At 36.7% G+C, this 17,267-nt stretch carries 14 protein-coding genes and 1 other RNA gene; 3 read left to right on the top strand and 12 right to left on the bottom strand.

What is annotated here, in order from left to right; all coding sequences use genetic code 11:
* Positions 1-409: hypothetical protein (locus E7276_RS10870; protein WP_330598988.1), on the bottom strand; the 409-nt coding region annotated here is incomplete at its 3' end.
* A gap of 204 nt (positions 410-613) precedes the next feature.
* On the opposite strand from E7276_RS10870, the gene E7276_RS10875 reads away from it, so the two are divergent.
* A complete protein-coding gene (locus tag E7276_RS10875) occupies positions 614-1,696 on the top strand; it encodes an endonuclease/exonuclease/phosphatase family protein (protein WP_294217434.1) in 1,083 nt (360 codons plus the stop codon).
* Here the strand turns inward: E7276_RS10875 and E7276_RS10880 are convergent, their stop codons facing one another.
* From E7276_RS10880 to E7276_RS10895, 4 genes are read right to left on the bottom strand one after another with little or no spacing between them, the layout of a single operon-like run.
* Positions 1,697-2,902 carry a hypothetical protein gene (locus E7276_RS10880; protein ID WP_294217436.1) on the bottom strand — a complete coding sequence of 402 codons (1,206 nt, stop codon included), beginning with the start codon at positions 2,900-2,902 and terminating at the stop codon, positions 1,697-1,699.
* A 17-nt stretch (positions 2,903-2,919) separates the two neighbouring features.
* The gene (locus E7276_RS10885) at positions 2,920-3,753 is read right to left on the bottom strand and encodes a hypothetical protein (RefSeq protein ID WP_294217439.1); all 834 of its coding nucleotides are present in this window, start codon (positions 3,751-3,753) and stop codon (positions 2,920-2,922) included.
* A gap of 7 nt (positions 3,754-3,760) precedes the next feature.
* Positions 3,761-4,996 carry a DUF5716 family protein gene (locus E7276_RS10890; RefSeq protein WP_294217442.1) on the bottom strand — a complete coding sequence of 412 codons (1,236 nt, stop codon included), beginning with the start codon at positions 4,994-4,996 and terminating at the stop codon, positions 3,761-3,763.
* A gap of 20 nt (positions 4,997-5,016) precedes the next feature.
* Positions 5,017-8,550, bottom strand: coding sequence for a DUF5717 family protein (locus tag E7276_RS10895; protein WP_294217444.1), 3,534 nt, complete (start codon positions 8,548-8,550; stop codon positions 5,017-5,019).
* 209 nt (positions 8,551-8,759) lie between these two features.
* On the opposite strand from E7276_RS10895, the gene E7276_RS10900 reads away from it, so the two are divergent.
* On the top strand, positions 8,760-9,848 hold the full coding sequence (locus E7276_RS10900) for a pyridoxal phosphate-dependent aminotransferase (protein WP_294217447.1): 1,089 nt from the start codon (positions 8,760-8,762) through the stop codon (positions 9,846-9,848).
* On the opposite strand, the gene E7276_RS10905 is transcribed toward E7276_RS10900, so the two are convergent.
* Complete coding sequence (locus E7276_RS10905) at positions 9,837-10,781, bottom strand: glycoside hydrolase family 25 protein (RefSeq protein WP_294217449.1); 945 nt, start codon at positions 10,779-10,781, stop codon at positions 9,837-9,839. The genes E7276_RS10900 and E7276_RS10905 overlap by 12 nt on opposite strands.
* A 70-nt stretch (positions 10,782-10,851) precedes the next feature.
* Entirely contained in the window at positions 10,852-11,379 is a 528-nt protein-coding gene (locus E7276_RS10910; RefSeq protein ID WP_294217451.1) for a GNAT family N-acetyltransferase, read from the bottom strand.
* 144 nt (positions 11,380-11,523) lie between these two features.
* Between E7276_RS10910 and E7276_RS10915 the strand changes: the two genes are divergently transcribed.
* Positions 11,524-12,174, top strand: coding sequence for an HAD family hydrolase (locus tag E7276_RS10915; RefSeq protein ID WP_294217454.1), 651 nt, complete (start codon positions 11,524-11,526; stop codon positions 12,172-12,174).
* Positions 12,175-12,208: 34 nt separating this feature from the next.
* Here the strand turns inward: E7276_RS10915 and E7276_RS10920 are convergent, their stop codons facing one another.
* From E7276_RS10920 to rnr, 5 genes are all read right to left on the bottom strand, one after another.
* Entirely contained in the window at positions 12,209-13,339 is a 1,131-nt protein-coding gene (locus tag E7276_RS10920) for a D-alanyl-D-alanine carboxypeptidase family protein (RefSeq protein WP_294217457.1), read from the bottom strand.
* Positions 13,340-13,484: 145 nt separating this feature from the next.
* Positions 13,485-13,826: a transfer-messenger RNA gene (ssrA, locus tag E7276_RS10925) on the bottom strand.
* A 44-nt stretch (positions 13,827-13,870) separates the two neighbouring features.
* Entirely contained in the window at positions 13,871-14,422 is a 552-nt protein-coding gene (locus E7276_RS10930) for a Maf family protein (RefSeq protein ID WP_294217460.1), read from the bottom strand.
* Positions 14,423-14,430: 8 nt separating this feature from the next.
* Positions 14,431-14,895: an SsrA-binding protein SmpB gene (gene smpB, locus E7276_RS10935; RefSeq protein ID WP_294217562.1), complete on the bottom strand. Its 465-nt coding sequence runs from the start codon at positions 14,893-14,895 to the stop codon at positions 14,431-14,433.
* Positions 14,896-15,009: 114 nt separating this feature from the next.
* On the bottom strand, positions 15,010-17,265 hold the full coding sequence (gene rnr / locus E7276_RS10940) for a ribonuclease R (protein ID WP_294217463.1): 2,256 nt from the start codon (positions 17,263-17,265) through the stop codon (positions 15,010-15,012).
* Between the last annotated feature and the right edge of the window lie 2 nt (positions 17,266-17,267).

Genomic DNA, 17,267 nt, shown 5'->3' on the forward strand with positions numbered 1-17,267 from the left:
TTTTTGTTTTTTCTTTTTTTACTTCTTTATTTTTAGATTTTTTTGAAGAAGCTTCTTGCCCATTTGAAGTTTCTTTTTTTATAGGTTCCTTCTCTTGGGTAGAATTATCTATGACCTGATTATCTGATGAAGGCTCATCGCCATCCAACGAATAAACCTTTGGAATATCATTTGAATTGAATGATTCTACGGTAATCAGATTCTGATATAACTGAGAAAGAAACCCCATTCCAATCTCAGTTGAAAACAGCCTTTGATTTATAAGCTTTTTATAAATCTGAAGAACTTCAGTTTCGTCAGCAGTCTTTATTTGAGCAAGAATATACTCTACTGCTTTAAGTTCTTTGGCCGCCTTTTTGGCGCTTTCTTCGTCGCTAAAGATATACCCACCAATGTTATATTTCGCCATATCTTTTTCCTGATTATTATATATGTTTATTTTAGCAATTTTGTATAGAAAAATCTATTAATATCTTTAAATTTTTAGTTTAATTCCAAATAATTGATAAATATATGGAATATAGTATCCTGTTAACCTGTTACAAATCCTTGAAATAAGGGTGCCTTATGGTAAAATAATTAGGCAAAATTCGAATAAAGAAAGGAATTCATCTTGAAAAAAATACTTAAGCTTATTCTTTCTATTTTCATTATTATTCTACTAGTAGTTATCGGCTATTTAGCCTATGTATTTATCTCTTATCAAAGAATTGAAGATAATTTACCATTGGATGTAGAATCTAAGGGTGCTCCATCTTCATCAATATCCACTGAAACCAATTATCGAATAGCATCAAATAATATTGGTTTTGGCGCATACCAGGATACATTCTCCTTCTTTATGGATGGTGGAACAGAATCTTGGGCCTTCTCTAAAGAAGATGTAATCAACAACACAACAGGCTTAATTGAAAATATCAAATCATTAAATCCTGATTTTATCATCCTGCAGGAAGTTGATGTAGACTCTACTCGCAGCTACCATGTAGATGAAGCAGCACTGATGATTGATTCACTTTCTAAGCAATATGATGATTTTTCATATACCTTTGCTTGTAATTATGACAGCCCATTTTTAATGTATCCACTTACTCAGCCTCATGGAAAATCCAAGGCTGGATTGCTTACCATAAGCACTGCAACAATCACTGATTCCATCAGACGTTCCCTTCCTATTGATGAAGGAATCACAAAGGTTTTGGATTTGGATAGATGCTATTCCAAAAATCGTATACCTGTAGACAATGGAAAGGAACTTGTAATCTACAACGTACATCTTTCTGCTTACAACAAAAATCCAGAGACATCTGAATACCAGCTAAAAATGCTTAATGAAGACATGTTAGCCGAAGCAGAGTCGGGAAACTATGTAATCGCCGGTGGCGATATGAACAAGGATTTATTAGGCGACTCATCAAAGTACTTCGGTGTAAATGGCGTATCTGTTAACTGGGCCGTAGCCTTTCCAACAGAACTACTAGATGATGAATTCACTCTTGTTGCCCCATTTGATGAATCAAATCCTGTTCCAACATGTCGAAATGCAGACATGCCTTATTGTGAAGAAGACTTCGTATTAACATTAGATGGCTTTATAGTTTCTTCTAATGTAGAGGTTGTAGAGTCTAATGTATTAGATTTACAGTTTAAATACTCAGATCACAACCCAGTTTATATGGATTTCATTCTCAAATAATCAAGCATTTATTTGGCCATTTCTAGAGCTAGTACCACAAAGCTTGTCCACTGATTTGATGATTTCTTGTATTTCAGGTAGATAGTGCTCATGTTCAACCATGAGTCTATCTATCTCATCTCTTTCTTCTTGAACAATTCTTCTATGATCTTCTATTCTATCTCTGATTTTTTTACGACGAGTAACCAGTCTATGCCTACATTCAGCCATATCATGCCTATCAATTAAAGCGTTAACCTGATTAAGCCAAATTTTGTCATCGGCAAGTCCTATTTCCCCAAGGATTCTCTCTAATTTGTCATTATAGAATTCCAAATCGTAATTGTTTTGAATATACCTCTGCTGGTCTCTAACCTTGTCCTGATACTGCTCCCATACATATTGTAGCTCCGTGGCAGTTTTCACATGATATTTATCCTTGGTGTATTCGATAGCGTTTGTAACATTTACATATTTCATTCGTTCAACATTAAGAACACTAATTGCTTGGTTCAAATGAACAATGGCAACTCTATTGCCCTTTACTATGTAATTTTGTCTAAGGAAAATGATAAATCCGCAAGCAGCACAGATAAACAAAACTATATACGCCCAAATAGAAATATCCGTATTTGCGGTGTTGTACATTACAAAAAGCAATATCAACAAAGTTGTAAACGAAGTCATGATTACCATTGCCATTTTTTTGAAAAGCTTAGCCTGCTCTTGGAGTTCTTCTCGTTCTATCTCCCAACGACTTTTCTCGCCCTCTAAATATGACAAATTTCTTTTGAGCTTACTTTGGTAGATTTCATTATCAATATACCTATTGATTATCTCAGGCATGTCTGCCTCATCTGAAGAAATAACCTCGAACTGTTCTTCAGTTATATTTCTTTTTATATCCTTGGCGTTAGTGAGATTTTCCTCAAGCTCACATATTTTTGCTGCAGTTCCTCGAAGATTCTTTGCCTTATCCTTTGGAAGATTTTCAAGAGCCTTAATATCATTAAGATACTGAGTAACAACTCTGTACTCTGTTTTTTGTCGTTCCATTTCCTTGGTTGAAGCAATGATTTGCTCACAGGAATCAAGAATATATCGTTCTAGTTTCTTTGGATTCCATGTGTCAATTCCTTCGATTTGAGAATAGACTCTATTAAAGGCGTCATCAATTTTAGCCGCCTTCATTTCTTTTTTCTTCTTACGATTTGTAAATAAACCCATCCCCGTATCTCCCCAGTTTAAATTTTACAAAGCTTGATATATTCCTTTTTCCAGCTATTAATAATATTTTCTATTATTTCTTTTGAATTGTCTGTAGCGGTATCATCATACACCAAATCGTTTACAGCCTTGTCAAAATCAAGAATTTGCTCATTATTTGAGGCAGTCAAAACAATGTTTTCTACCTCTAAAACATCTTCTGATGAAACCTGATATTTTTTAACGTATTCTTCAAATCCTTCTGGGCTGCCTAAACATTTATTGGCATACAAAAGACAATACAACGTCTGCTTTTTTCTATTGCGTTTGTATCCCTCATCAAAGCATTTAATAGCTTCGTCAAAAAGGAATAGCTTAGCAAAAGCGCAGCCCAAATTGTGGTATACATCACCTTCTATAGCAGATGGTAATTGCTTAACTAAATCGTCTGCAAGCAATGTCTCATATTCGTAAATGGCATCCACAAGCTTGTTTGATGCCATAAGTCTATCGGCCCTGATTTTACGTCTCTCAGATTCAGATTTATTTTCAAAGGTTGAGATTATAGCAAGTGCATCCTTTATCTCTTTGTTTGAGGAATAGCCATTTGAGCCTAAAATATGTCCTATGAAAATGTGAAGCGGTGCATTACTTTGAACTAAGCCTAAAAGCTCCTTTGCAAGATTAGGATTTTTAAGTTCTCTACCAATCCAATTACATAGCTCTGGATTCATCATTTTAGAAGAAAGCAGGTATACATTGTTTAGAATGTAATAACTAAGCTCTTCTAAAGAATAAACATTAAGAGATGCCTCTTCTATGTAGTATGGCGAAGCCGCTATTGAATTTTTGCAATAAATTAATGTACTCATAAAACACCTACTTAATGGATATTACGTGCTCCCATTTTTTACCTGAAGCTGGTGAGATTTCTCCAAAGCCTAAATCTGTAATAGAAATGGCAACAGCCACATCAGATACAGGACTTGCTTCGATTCTAAGTCTAGTAGTACGGTTTTCCCTCTTTGGCAAATCCGTTAGCTCTAAGACTTCGGTGTGAGCCTCTCTTGATTCTGGTCTCTGGATAAAAAACTCTATCTCAGGCTCACCATCAAGGATGACCTCACATTCTCCCTTTACATCGTACCAGCTTTCACCGGCATCGATTAATGTGAAGAATTTCATTACATTATTATCTAAAATTTTAATTGATAGATTTAGTTTTAAATCGTTATCACCTATAAATACAAATGGCCAATCTCTTTTTCCATCCTTGGTATAGCCAGCATAGCAAGCTCCCTTTGAATAAAGGTTTTTACCGAGAAATACTTTACGGCCTTTGCATAGCCTTGTAAGAGACGACTTCATCCAATCTCCATCAAAGCCATCACCCACAAGGTATACTGCCGAGAATAGATTATTACCAATTGTTCTAGTAATAATATCATCAAAAAGCTCATCTCGATTGTCTGTAATATCTCCATGATTACATACATCAAGTGTAACCAGCTGTGGTCTAGTGCTTTGATTGCGATTTAATAAGCAGGAGACCACATTGGTGCCGCTATAATCAAACAATGCTACATTGTATAAGAATAGTTCTGGTTTCTGGGAAAGAGCATAATGATAAAAGCATTCGTTTCTATCAATTAGCATCAAACGCTTAGTGTCTATTTCAAGCATAGATGCCACATAATTCATCAGCTCCATAACCTCTAAGCTCACTGATTCCACGCATATAACCAGCTTTGCAACTGTATCCATGGCAGCCATAGGGCCAGGAATTGAAAAAATCTTTTTTAAGAAAATAACAAGTAACTGTCTAGCTTCATAGCTGGTATTGTCAACGAAGACTGTCTCATTTTTCAAGGCAGCCAAAAACAGATTATCAACTAGTACTGCCTCTTTTGTGCGGCTGCGTTTTATGGCTTCATCACCGAAAAACCACTGTCCCATACCAACCTTTTTTGCTAGTACAGTCGGAATGGAATAGCTCTCTTCCCCCAATACAGTACTAACTGTGGCTGGCTCTGGCATATCTGCCCTATAGACACTGACTACAGTGTATTTTGAACTTATATCTATTCCTAAATATGCAGCCTCTGAACTACTCATATAACTCCTTAAACATCAAATTAAAGTATCGAAAAAATATTGTTTGTAACAGTTTGTAAGCCTTGATATTTTTTCATGCTGGTAGCAAGTTCATTAAGCTCTCCATATAGATTATGGCGAGAAATATCATTCATCAAAGCATAACGGCCTTTTGTCTTTTCTAATTCATCACTAGCCACGAAAGTGTCGCTCTTGATTGGATCCTCGGAAATCTCATCGCAGTATATTTGGTACTCAAGCTGATCTCCGTAGAAAAGAATAAACTGTTTAACATATAATCCATCATACATTTCAATCATGTCCTCTTCTATTTCAGGACCATTATTAATCGAATATACGATGGTAACTGGAAGTCTAGAATCACTATTAAATTCTATAAAGTGTTTATCATAAAGATGATATTTGATTTTAAGCTTGTCATTGCAATTAACAAAGAAACCAAAATACTGATTTCTAAGAATTGCGTCAGCCAGTAATATATCAAGCATTTCTAAATCGTCATCATCTAAATCTTTGTTTGTGCACAGATATTTTAAAAGGGCAACTCTCATACTCTCATTAACAGGCTGTGCCTTTTTATATCTGTTGTAAATGTATGAGAATATTAATTCTGGAATATCCTCACCCTTTGAAAGATATGCATGAGCCTCATAAGTAAGGAATGCCTCAACAATCATTTTGTTATTGCGGCGGGATGCATAAGCTTCAAAAATATCCATAATGCCATCTGGCAGAAAATCTCTGTAAAGTACCTGAGTGATTATGCGCTCAGCAAACTCGACAACATCTTCACCCTTTTCATAGGCATGATTAAAAATTTTCATCAAGGTCTTTGTTGGGCCAACATAAAAGCGAATCAAATAGCGAATCATATCGCCGTGGCAATAGCCCTTTTCTACCAATGATGCAACCATCAGAATCAAGAAATCGTCAGCTTTGCTAGTATCCTGATTAATAATAAACTGACACAGCTTTGTTGCAATTTCAGGCTTAAGCATAGTTGCATTAGTATGTTTAATCATGTAGAAAGCTTCTTCATATTTGCTTCTATATATAAAGGTTTCAAGAACCGATGCAATAATTTCAGCATTAAGTGCCTTTAAATCTGCATCATTCATGAAATGCTTTTCTATTAGCGCTTCTCTATCATGAAGCTTAAGAATATTAATTATCTTTGGATAAAGCTTTCTAAGATAATCAGGGGACAACTGGTTAGAATTAAGCAGAAGCTCTGCCTCTTCTAATGCCTTTTCATTGTCAGGCTGAATCTCTTTATCTCCATCAAAGTCCATAAGTGTATATGGCAAGTTGATTGACGTAAGATTTTTTAGATTGCCCATGTAAGCTTCTGGATGAATGATATCCTCAAGAAGATATGCTTCATCATCCACAAATAAGTAGCCCTTGCTATCCTCTAGGAAAATAACACCATCCTTACCAATATAATTAAAATAAGCTCTATGATCATTAATATTGGCAATAGTTGGTAATTTGAACTCATCCTGATATAAGAAAATCCTGCGCACATCAGAGCTAATAACAGCAATTTTCTTTTTAAAGCTAAGCTCCGAAATAAGTCTAGCAACTTCATTATCAAAGATTCCCATTTCCATGAGACGCTGATAGCAAACTGCAAGATTATCATCTAATTTGCCCATACGAAGCTGTTCCAAGGAAAATATCTCAATGGCAGACTCATATTGCTCATAGGTGTCAGGATCCTCGTCCTTGTGTAAAACAATATTTGCATAAAGCAAAGCTTTTTTCTCAGAAGTAAGCTCGTTATTATATTTGAAAAACATTGTAAGAAGCTTTGGTAACCTATCCACTGAATAAAGTGGCAAAGCATCCATATATGCTTCAAACAAACCTGAAATATGAAGATTCTCTTCGATTGCTAATGCAAACCATTTTATAAAGCTATACTCCATAGTTGGTGCTTTTAAAAGATAGGTAACAATAGCTAAAAGGAATCTAGGATCAGGGTAAATATCATAGCAGTCGCTTAGTATTGGCAATACCATTGGGTTAAAATTATGCTCTGTCTCAAGCACGTGAACCATTTGGATTGCAATATTTTTAGAAAGCGCTTTCTTTTTCCTAGCCCAGTTAAGAACCTTTACATTCAAGTCGTCAAAGTTTGCAATCATGTAAGGATCCTGCAGGAAAATAGAATAGACTTCTATGTATAGTAGTGGTGAATCATATCCGGTATTAATCCACTCGGCAATATCTCTAAGCTTTGAAGCAGGATTTTTTATGTACTCAGTTCTAAGGAACAAAAGGAACCAAAAAATCCTAACATCATCAGGGTGCTCTCTAAATATACCTTCAATATTTTCTGTAAGTCTGTCCACGTAGTCTTCTTCGCGCTCTATTAAAGTGCAAATGTAGAGTAAAAATGCCCACTCACAGCTACCCTTGTCCTCAATGGTACGCTTCAAGTCCTGGATAATCCAAAGAGCCTCTTGCTTTTGATTATTTGTTACATAAAGTAGTGCCTTCATGAGAAGAACAAAATTGTCATCAGAAAAATCATTTTCTAATGAATCTAATAATTCTAGAGTCCTAGTAGACCACTGATTTGCAGTGATATTACGTAAACGGAAGTCCTCATATAAACGACATGCTTTCAGCTTTGCAATATTTGTTTTATGGGACTGGGACTCTAAAGTCTCCCCTTCTTTGAGGCATGTGGCCATAATAGTAATTTCTTTGTGAATATCTCTATAATCAAAAGAAATCTTGGCATAGTTTGTGCCTGCATGCATTTTTTCTTTATGAACATAATAGTTTAAGGTAAAAATAGAACCCAAGAAGAAATCATTAGTGATATGAGTCCTATCGATAGAAACAAAATCAGCATCACAGCTGACCTCAATATCAATATATCCCCATGTAGAACGGGATAATTCTATCTCCCCTTTGACATTCTCATTTATCTCATAATATTTATCGCAACGCTCCTCAAGATCAAAAGTCATTTTCTCCTTGAAGCCGCAAGAAACCAAAAACTCATCTACGTTAATTGCAGATATAGGAGCTGATTTAAAGCCTCGGTAAAGCAATCGGGTACGTTTGTCTAGACCTTCGATAAAAGCACCAAATCTATCTGAATAAAATAGACTTACTGCTTCAGAAAATCGATTCTGGGCAAAATCCGCGTAATCCTTAAGTTCTTTGATTTCGCCTGTGGAGGTCATAAGTGGCTGTTTGCAATAAGTAATGGTAAATGGGATGTATTTTTCGTATCCAACAGCAACTACTACAAAATCTCCAGATAGCTCCTCCCCTACTTTGAAGTTGTAATCATCTACACTATAGTTAATTTTGACATTTACACTGTCAAATAATGGCTCCTCTAACTTGATGTAAGGATTGGTGCAATATACAACGCCTCGAATCTTTACATTGTTATTGCTTTTGAAGCTTAATGTGCCATTAAATTTCTCTCCAATGAAGCATGTCTCATTAATTTGTTCAACTTCGAAATCTATATTTGGTTTTAAGTCTCCGAATTTATCCTCAGAAATCCGATAGATTCTCTTTCTCAAAACTTATTCCCTCTTCAAAAATATAAAAATATGACGATTTTCTGATGAAAATCGCTATCCTTTGCAGTCTAAACCTAGCATATTCATAATTGATTATAGCACAACATGTTGTGTTTTCAAACTTAATAGCCAACAAACTTATGGATATTTAGACCCTTAGGTGCTAGAATGATAAAAAACATTATTAGGCATAATTAAGGAGGCATTTCATGATTAAACATAAAGATCATTTTCATGGAAGTGATTTGGAAAAAATAGAGCAAATATATGGAATCAAAAAGGAAGATATCATTAGCTTTTCTGCTAATGTTAATCCCCTTGGAATATCACCTAAGTTAAAAAACGGCATTGCCTCTAACATAGATTGCATTACTACTTACCCTGATAGGGATTACGTAGAATTGAGAAAAGCAATTGCCAATTATTGCGAGACCGAAGTAGAAAATATCATCGTTGGAAATGGTTCTACTGAATTAATTTCTCTATTCATTCAGATACAAAAGCCTCAAAAGGCTATGATATTAGGTCCAACTTATTCTGAATATGAAAGAGAGATTGCACTCCAAGGTGGCAAAACTATCTACTATCCTCTTCGTGAAGAAAACGATTTTGTGCTTGATGTAAATCACTTTATTAGCAAGCTTTCAGAAGACATCGATATGCTTGTAATTTGCAATCCAAACAATCCTACAGGCACAGCCATAAACAATCATGACATGAGAAAGGTTCTCGACGCCTGCAAGGAATGCGATATCTTCGTGATGGTTGATGAAACCTATGTAGAATTTGCTGAAAACATAAAAGATATTTCATCAGTAACTTTGACACGTACCTATGGAAACATTGCTATTCTTCGTGGCACTTCAAAGTTTTTTGCAGCACCAGGTTTACGTTTAGGCTATGCTATTTGTTCAAACTCAGACCTTATGTCTATCATGAATCAAAGAAAAGACCCTTGGACTATCAATTCCATTGCTGTAGTTGCAGGAACACTCATGTTTTCAGACAAGGAATACATTGAAGAAACCCGCCAGCTTATATCATCTGAAAGAAAACGTCTATACGATATCTTTGATAATAGCACTCGTTTTAAAGCATACTACCCACAAGGCAATTTTATGCTTTTGAGAATCCTTGAAGAAGGCATCACTAGTGGTGAGCTATTTGACAAATGCATCAAAAAAGGACTCATGATTCGCGACTGTTCAACTTTCCCATATCTTGGAGAAAACTACATTCGCTTTTGCTTCATGAATCCTTCTGATAACGATCGATTAGCAGAATTGCTACTCAGCTAACCACAAATCTAAATCAACATTTCCGTTGATACCATTTACATGGCCCGTCTCCGAGTACTGCCATAGGTCGTACTCGTAGGGCCAATAAAATTCTCTATTGTATCCTGCAAACCACTTTTTATACTCAGTTAATTGAGTTAAATCTAAAAGCATTGCCCCCATTTCAGTATTATGATAAATCATTGTGTCGTATCCGGCATTTTCCATTGCTTCTAAAAAGGATTTGGTAAGGTCAGTACGTTGCTCAACTGTTAAGCTATTAGTACGTGCTTCGCTGTCATTAACCTTTTCAACATCAAAAACAATTGGAAGCTGCAATGTGTAGCCATCTAATAAATTAAGTACTGTTGATGCCTCTTCTAACACTTCTGCTTCATTAATAGCCTGTGAAAACACATATACACCAACATCAATTCCTGCAGCCTGAGCGCCTTCTATATTTTCTATACATTTATCATCTACAACAAGCTTTCCTGTACCATAGCCACGATAAACTGCTCTGATAAAAGCAAACTCAACTCCATCAGCAGCTACTGCTTCCCAATCGATATCGCCCTGATGGGCACTAACATCTATGCCAAATTTTGAAACATCTGTATCATCCACTATATATGAATATCTGTTGTTATTTTCATTAACCACAAGATTATCAATGTTATAGTTGTTCTTTGCCAAGGAATTATCAATTGGAACAAAGTTATATTTGGAATTAGCTGCGACAACAATATATTCTGGATATAAGGATTTTAAAACAGAAATAATGGTAGAGCCATCCTCTAGAGAGTCCTTTAGTGAATCTAATACAGTAACTTTACCTTCTGCAACACCTTCTGCCTTTGCCTCATCAACTAGTTCTTCTACCTCGGCAGTGGAATAGTCTCCATCATCAATAATGTTAATTCGGTTATGTGTATCCGCGATTATATAAATCACACTAACCGCTATAAGTGTGAAAAAAATCGATAGTATTGAAACTAAAAAATAACGAAATGCTTTTTTCATGCTATATGTTAAGTGTCATATCATCAAGCGAACCAATCTGCTTGCGATACCACACAATCCCCTTCCATTCTCCAAATTTGTATCCAATATCTGTGAAATGGCCAACTAGCTCAAACCCATTAGCCTTGTGGAATTCAATGCTGTCCTGATTGTCATCGGTTATAACTCCATACATAAACTTATATCCCATTTCACTAAGTCGATTTTGGAGTTCTTGATATAGTTTAGAACCTACTCCAGTATGCTTTGGCGCCTCATGAGACAAATAGATAGTTGCTTCTACTGAGAATCTGTATGCATCATGGTGTCTGATTTGACCAGCATAAGCCATGCCAACAACCTTCCCTGATTCATCACATGCAACTATATAAGGATAATGCTTCTGAGTCTCAATAATAGAATCTCTATATTCTGATACAGAAGGGTTAACCTCTGTAAAGGTGACAAATGTATTTTCGGCATAATAGCCATAAATATCATGAATTGCCTGGGCATCTGAAGCTTTGGCATTTCTAATTGTATAATTCATATTTTATTCTCCGTGTGTAAAAACTAACATTAAAAGGATAACAAACTAGGCCTAATTATTCAATGGAATGAACAATATACCTTTACAAAAATCCTCTTTAGGCTTATAACAATTAATTGTAAAAAATACTAAAAGGATGATTTTATGAAATACGACACAATACTTTTTGATTTAGATGGGACACTTCTATACACACTTGAGGATTTAACAGACGGAATCAATCATACTTTGAAGGAGTACGGGCTTCCAACTCATCCTATCGAAAGCGTTAGACGCTTTGTAGGAAACGGTTTAAAAATGCTTGCTATCCGCGCTCTTCCAGAAGGTGAAAACTACGAGAAATTCGACCAATTCTTTAAAGACTTTGTAAATTACTACAACGGTCACAATAGAATAAAGACAAAACCATATCCTGGAATAACCGAAACAACAGAAAAGCTTGCTTCAATGGGAATAAAGATGGCCATTGTCACAAACAAGGGGCAAACAGCCACCAACTCTCTCATGGACGACTATTTCAAGCCACATATCACTATAGCTATCGGAGATGATGGAAAGCACGCAAGAAAGCCTGATCCAGAGCCAATAAACATGGCCATGGACGCCTTAGGCATCACTGACAAATCAAGGGTTTTATATGTGGGAGACTCAGATGTAGATGCCACCACCGCAGAAAACTCAGGACTTGATTATGTGCTTTGCACCTACGGCTTTAGAGATATGGATGATTTGAAAGACTTTAAGCCTGTAGCCTTTATCAACAATATAGAAGAATTATTATCTGTTATAGCATAAAAAACGGCAATCTAGAAATCTAGATTGCCATTTTTTATTTCGTATAATTTTTATAAATTGCTACATGATCATATATACATTGCCAAGAGCTAGATGATTTTGCAGTACAGCAAATATAATTCGTGCCAGAATCTGATGTCATTGAGCTAACAGCGCAGCTGCCAGACTCATCAACATAGCCAGTCTTGGCTCCACCAATTGTACCACCTATATCCTTGTCCTCTATTCTACGTAGGAACCAGTTAGAAATAGTGATTCCCTCTGGATTAACATTTGTAGCTGTGGACTGATAAACCTTGGTATTTAAAACTTCATTACAAATATCATCATCCAAAGCAGCCATCATGATAATAGCAATATCATAAGGCGTACTGTAATGGTCCTCATTATAGAAGCCTACAGGGTTTGTAAAATGTGTACCTGTCAAACCAAGCGAATCAGCTTCCTTGTTCATCATATCTACAAAAGAATCTATATCACCAGCCACATACATAGCTAATTGGGCTGCAGCGTCACCACCTGAAGGAAGAATTGTTCCATAAAACAAATCCCTAACAGTAACCTCTTCATCTTCAACAAATCCAGATGTGGAGCCGCCACCTGCATAAGAGTAATCAACTGCTTCATGAGACATTGTAACCACCTCATCCAGCTGATCGGCTGAAATATTTTTTGCAGCTACTAAAACTGTCATAACCTTTGTCATTGATGCTGGTACAATTCTCTCTGTAGCATTTTTGCTGGCAACAATTTGTTTAGTGTCATTGTTAATCAAAATGCCATATTCACTGACTACATCACCACCAATAGAAACTGTGTCGCCAGTGTCTACAGCAGAATAAGTGCCAGTGCTTGCTGCGACTTCTGATTCTTCAGTTACTGTGGTTTCAGATTCTTCTGAGGCAGCATCAGGATCCTCTCCAGCCATAGCAGACACCTTTAATCCTGTATCCTCTTCCACAGCGGCATTAGCTTCTGATTCTTCAGCAGCAACAGTCATACCTGTATCTTTTTTACCTAATTTGGAAACAACTAGAACGGCAACCAATCCTATAACAATAACAATCAGTGCCAATTCAGAATATACTTGAATACGACGAATCAATCTTTTACGCCTACGATAGGCACGACGTTCCTCGTAAGACATTTCTCTTCTTTTACTCATAACAATTAATTCTCCATACCCCGTTACATTACATAAAAAATTTTAACATTGCCATGTATTCTGTTCAATTCAGAACACACATTTCGTGACATTTGTCCAAAAGAAAAAGCTCAGGAAGAATATTTCTTCCTGAGCTTTAAATTAATAGTGGATCTGACGGGAGTCGAACCCGTGTCCAAAAGCCAATTCCCGGCCCTTCTACGAGTGTAGTTTGTATTTTTACATTCCCTCCACATGACGCCCACAAACAGGCTGCATGCTTAAGTAGCTTCATAATACGCCCACTATCGCAAAGCTTAGATAATGTCGTTTCCTACAAGTTCGAAGCCTGGGTCCTAAGGTGTAGGTGCCCTAGGTCAGACTGCTGCCATTAGGCAGCTAATGCTACTCTATCGTTAGCGTTTAATTTTAATTTTGCCCATTTAACCCATTAGCGTGGGACTCGCTTCTTCCGCTGCATGACCCCTGTCGAAACCATGACAGACCCAAAGTTTGTTGCAAATGGCTATACAACCATCACAGACTCAAGTGTTATCTATTATAAAGCTCTCGATAGACAATGGCAAGAGGTAATCCAACAACATTGTTGTAATCTCCCTGTATACTCTCTATCAGAAGAGCTCCTCGTCCTTGAATACCATAAGCTCCTGCTTTATCCATCGGCTCTTTGGTGGCAATGTAATCTCTAATCTGCTTTTCTGTAAGGTCATACATTCTAACATCTGTACAAACAGAAAATGTATTTATTGTATTATCTGGATATACAATAGTAACCCCAGTAAATACTTGATGTAAGCGACCTGATAATTCTGAAAGCATCTCAAAAGCATGCTCTTCATCTCTAGGTTTTCCTAAAACCTTATCATCTAAAGCCACAACGGTGTCAGCCGCAAGAATTGTTTCGCCCTTATGAGACTTTGCAACCGCCATAGCCTTTTGTCTGCTAAGGTCTTCTACGACTCTATAAGGCTCCACCTCATTTGTAGCTTCTTCTATATCGGCAGGACATACCTCATATTCAATTCCGGCCTGTTCTAATAGTTCTCGTCGTCTTGGAGAACCTGATGCTAAAATAACTTTCATATTTCCCCTTATCTAAGTGACATTTTGTAATCTCTCTCTGCCTCGCGCTTCATATCCTTCTTTTGAATATCCGCACGCTTATCGTAGAGCTTTTTACCTTTTGCAAGAGCAATTTTAACCTTTACAAGTCCATTATTAAGATAAACCTCCAAAGGAACGATTGTGTACCCACTCTCCTTGATTTTACTGAAAAGTCGATTAATCTCAGTCCTATGTAAAAGTAACTTTCTAGGACGAAGTGGGTCTCTGTTGAAAATATTGCCCTTCTCGTAAGGATTAACGTGCATCTGATATATGTACATTTCCCCATTATCAATACGTACAAAAGCCTCTTTGATAGAACACTGGCCCATTCTCATGGATTTTACCTCGGTGCCATGAAGCTCGATACCAGCCTCATATTCCTCCTCCATAAAATATTCATGATAAGCCTTTTTATTATTTGCAATTAGCTTTCTGCCTTCTTTGTTCATTACATAATCTCCAAATCCGCTAGTTACATAGACAAGCCTTAGTATTTCTTCGCTCATCTAACACGATTCGCTTAAGAAATCTAAGAGCTTGTCTATTACTAGCTCATTTAAATATTAAAAACGTTTAAACTCCTCAAGAATAAAATCAATTGTACGAGCCTGTTCATCAACAGAATCCAAAATGACAGTTACCGACTGTCCTAATTTGAAGGTACGACCAGTGTGCTCTCCTACTAATGTAAGATTTTCTTCTATGAAATCATAGTGGTCATCATATAAAGTAGACACATGAACAAGCCCTTCCACGGTGTTTTCAAGTTCCACATAAATTCCCCAACCTGTAACAGAAGAAATATTGCCTTGGAATTTCTGTCCAATGAATTCTTTCATGTATTGAACCATCTTTAGTTTATCTACTTCACGCTCGCAATCCTCAGCACGACGCTCAAGCTTGCTAGTTTGAATTGCAACCTCTGGAAGGATGCTCTCATAGTGAGAAAGCTTTCTCTCATTCATTCTACCTCTGAGATGATCCTTTATGATTCTGTGAATTTGTAAATCAGGATATCTTCTGATTGGAGATGTAAAGTGACAATAATACTGGGCTGCCAAACCAAAGTGGCCTTTACACTCTACATCATATCTAGCCTGTTGCATACTTCTGAGAGTCATTTTAGTGATAACAGCCTCATCCTCATGTCCTTTTAGAGATTCTAACATTTTCTGAATCTCCTTTGGATGAATATTGTCTGTTTTTCCTTTAAGCACATAACCGCATGCCCCTAAGAATTTGCCAAGAGTCTGCATTTTCTCTGGATCAGGTGCACCGTGAACTCTGTATACAAAAGGTGATTCCATAAGATTAAAATGCTCTGCAACAGTTTCATTTGCTGCAAGCATGAAATCCTCAATAAGCTTATGAGCATCGTTTCTCTCGTATGGAGCCAGCCCAATTACTTTTCCATTTTCGTCTATTAAAATATGAGTTTCAGGAAAATCAAAATCTATTGCGCCTCTCTTTTTGCGCTTAGCTCTAAGAATCTGTGAAAGCTCATACATTTTATCAATCATTTCTGACACATCAGCATACTTCTGACGCTCTGTTTCATCACCTGTCATAATGGCATAAACACTAGTATATGTCATGCGATGATTGCTATGGATAACTGACTCACATATCTCATGGTCAATAAGCTCGCCCTTTTTATTAAAGGTCATAATGCAAGAAAGGGCTAGTCTATCCTCTCCTTCATTTAAAGAACACATGCCATTAGAAAGAGTGTGTGGCAACATAGGAATAACTCTATCTGCCAAATAAACAGAAGTTCCACGCTTTAATGCCTCTACATCAAGTGCCGATGACTCCTGTACATAATTTGTAACATCAGCAATATGTACACCCAGCACATAATTACCATTTTCCATTACAAGTGAAACACCATCATCAATATCCTTTGTATCCTCACCATCAATAGTGACAACGCATAAATCTCTAAGATCATTACGCCCAGCCATGTCTGCCTCTGAAACTGGCTTGGCTACTGTTGATGCCTGTTTGATTACCTTAGCAGGAAATTCTGATTCGATTCCAAAGCCACGAACAATGGATAAAATATCTACACCAGGATCATTCTTATGGCCTAGTATCTCAGTAATATGTCCCTCTGGCTTGTGGCTATCATCACCATAATCATCAATATGGCAGACAACCTTGTGACCGCTAACAGCTCCCATATCCTTACCTGCTGGGATAAAAATATCTCTTCCAAGCTTTTGGCTGTCAGCTACAACAAATCCAAAATTCTGGCTCTTTTCAAAAGTACCAACTACGTCCGAAAAACCATGTGTAATGATTCTAATTACTTTGGCCTCCTGGCGTTTGCCTGGCGCTCCAAAAGTGAGAACAGCAGCAACAGTATCATCTTGCATAGCAAAGCCTGTATTGTCTCTGCCTACAAAATAATCTTCATCCTGTCCCTCTACCTCTATGAATCCAAATCCATCCTTGTGAGAAATAAATCTACCTATGATATCAGGCTCTACATTATCGTAATTAGGCTTGTTTGCCCTTTTTGCCACCTCATTAAGAGACTGCTTTTTAGCAGCCGCCTCTGCCTTTGTAGGCTTTTTAGAACGATGGTCTTTTGTTTTAATAAATTTAGGTCTATTTTCAGCGATTTGATATTTGCCTCGTTTTGTAATCTCTACCTGTCCTTCCTCAACAAGCTCCTGTAAAACCTGGGCAAATTCTGCGCGTTTATCCTTTTCTACATCTAAAAGAATTTCTAAATCCTTTTTCTTCATAGGGATATAAGCCGAGCTTTTGAAAACGTCCATTAAAAAATGTTTTTGTTTGTCGAATTCCTTCATAT

Origin of the sequence: Pseudobutyrivibrio sp. (assembly GCF_015057185.1) — a bacterium.
GTDB lineage: Bacteria > Bacillota > Clostridia > Lachnospirales > Lachnospiraceae > Pseudobutyrivibrio.

Excerpts from the sequence above, each read along its gene's own strand:
- E7276_RS10880 (WP_294217436.1), bottom strand. The coding sequence starts at position 2,902 with ATGGGTTTATTTACAAATCGTAAGAAGAAAAAAGAAATGAAGGCGGCT.
- E7276_RS10885 (WP_294217439.1), bottom strand. The coding sequence starts at position 3,753 with ATGAGTACATTAATTTATTGCAAAAATTCAATAGCGGCTTCGCCATAC.
- E7276_RS10890 (WP_294217442.1), bottom strand. The coding sequence starts at position 4,996 with ATGAGTAGTTCAGAGGCTGCATATTTAGGAATAGATATAAGTTCAAAA.
- E7276_RS10900 (WP_294217447.1), top strand. The coding sequence starts at position 8,760 with ATGATTAAACATAAAGATCATTTTCATGGAAGTGATTTGGAAAAAATA.
- E7276_RS10910 (WP_294217451.1), bottom strand. The coding sequence starts at position 11,379 with ATGAATTATACAATTAGAAATGCCAAAGCTTCAGATGCCCAGGCAATT.
- E7276_RS10915 (WP_294217454.1), top strand. The coding sequence starts at position 11,524 with ATGAAATACGACACAATACTTTTTGATTTAGATGGGACACTTCTATAC.
- E7276_RS10920 (WP_294217457.1), bottom strand. The coding sequence starts at position 13,339 with ATGAGTAAAAGAAGAGAAATGTCTTACGAGGAACGTCGTGCCTATCGT.
- E7276_RS10930 (WP_294217460.1), bottom strand. The coding sequence starts at position 14,422 with ATGAAAGTTATTTTAGCATCAGGTTCTCCAAGACGACGAGAACTATTA.
- smpB (WP_294217562.1), bottom strand. The coding sequence starts at position 14,895 with ATGAACAAAGAAGGCAGAAAGCTAATTGCAAATAATAAAAAGGCTTAT.
- rnr (WP_294217463.1), bottom strand. The coding sequence starts at position 17,265 with ATGAAGGAATTCGACAAACAAAAACATTTTTTAATGGACGTTTTCAAA.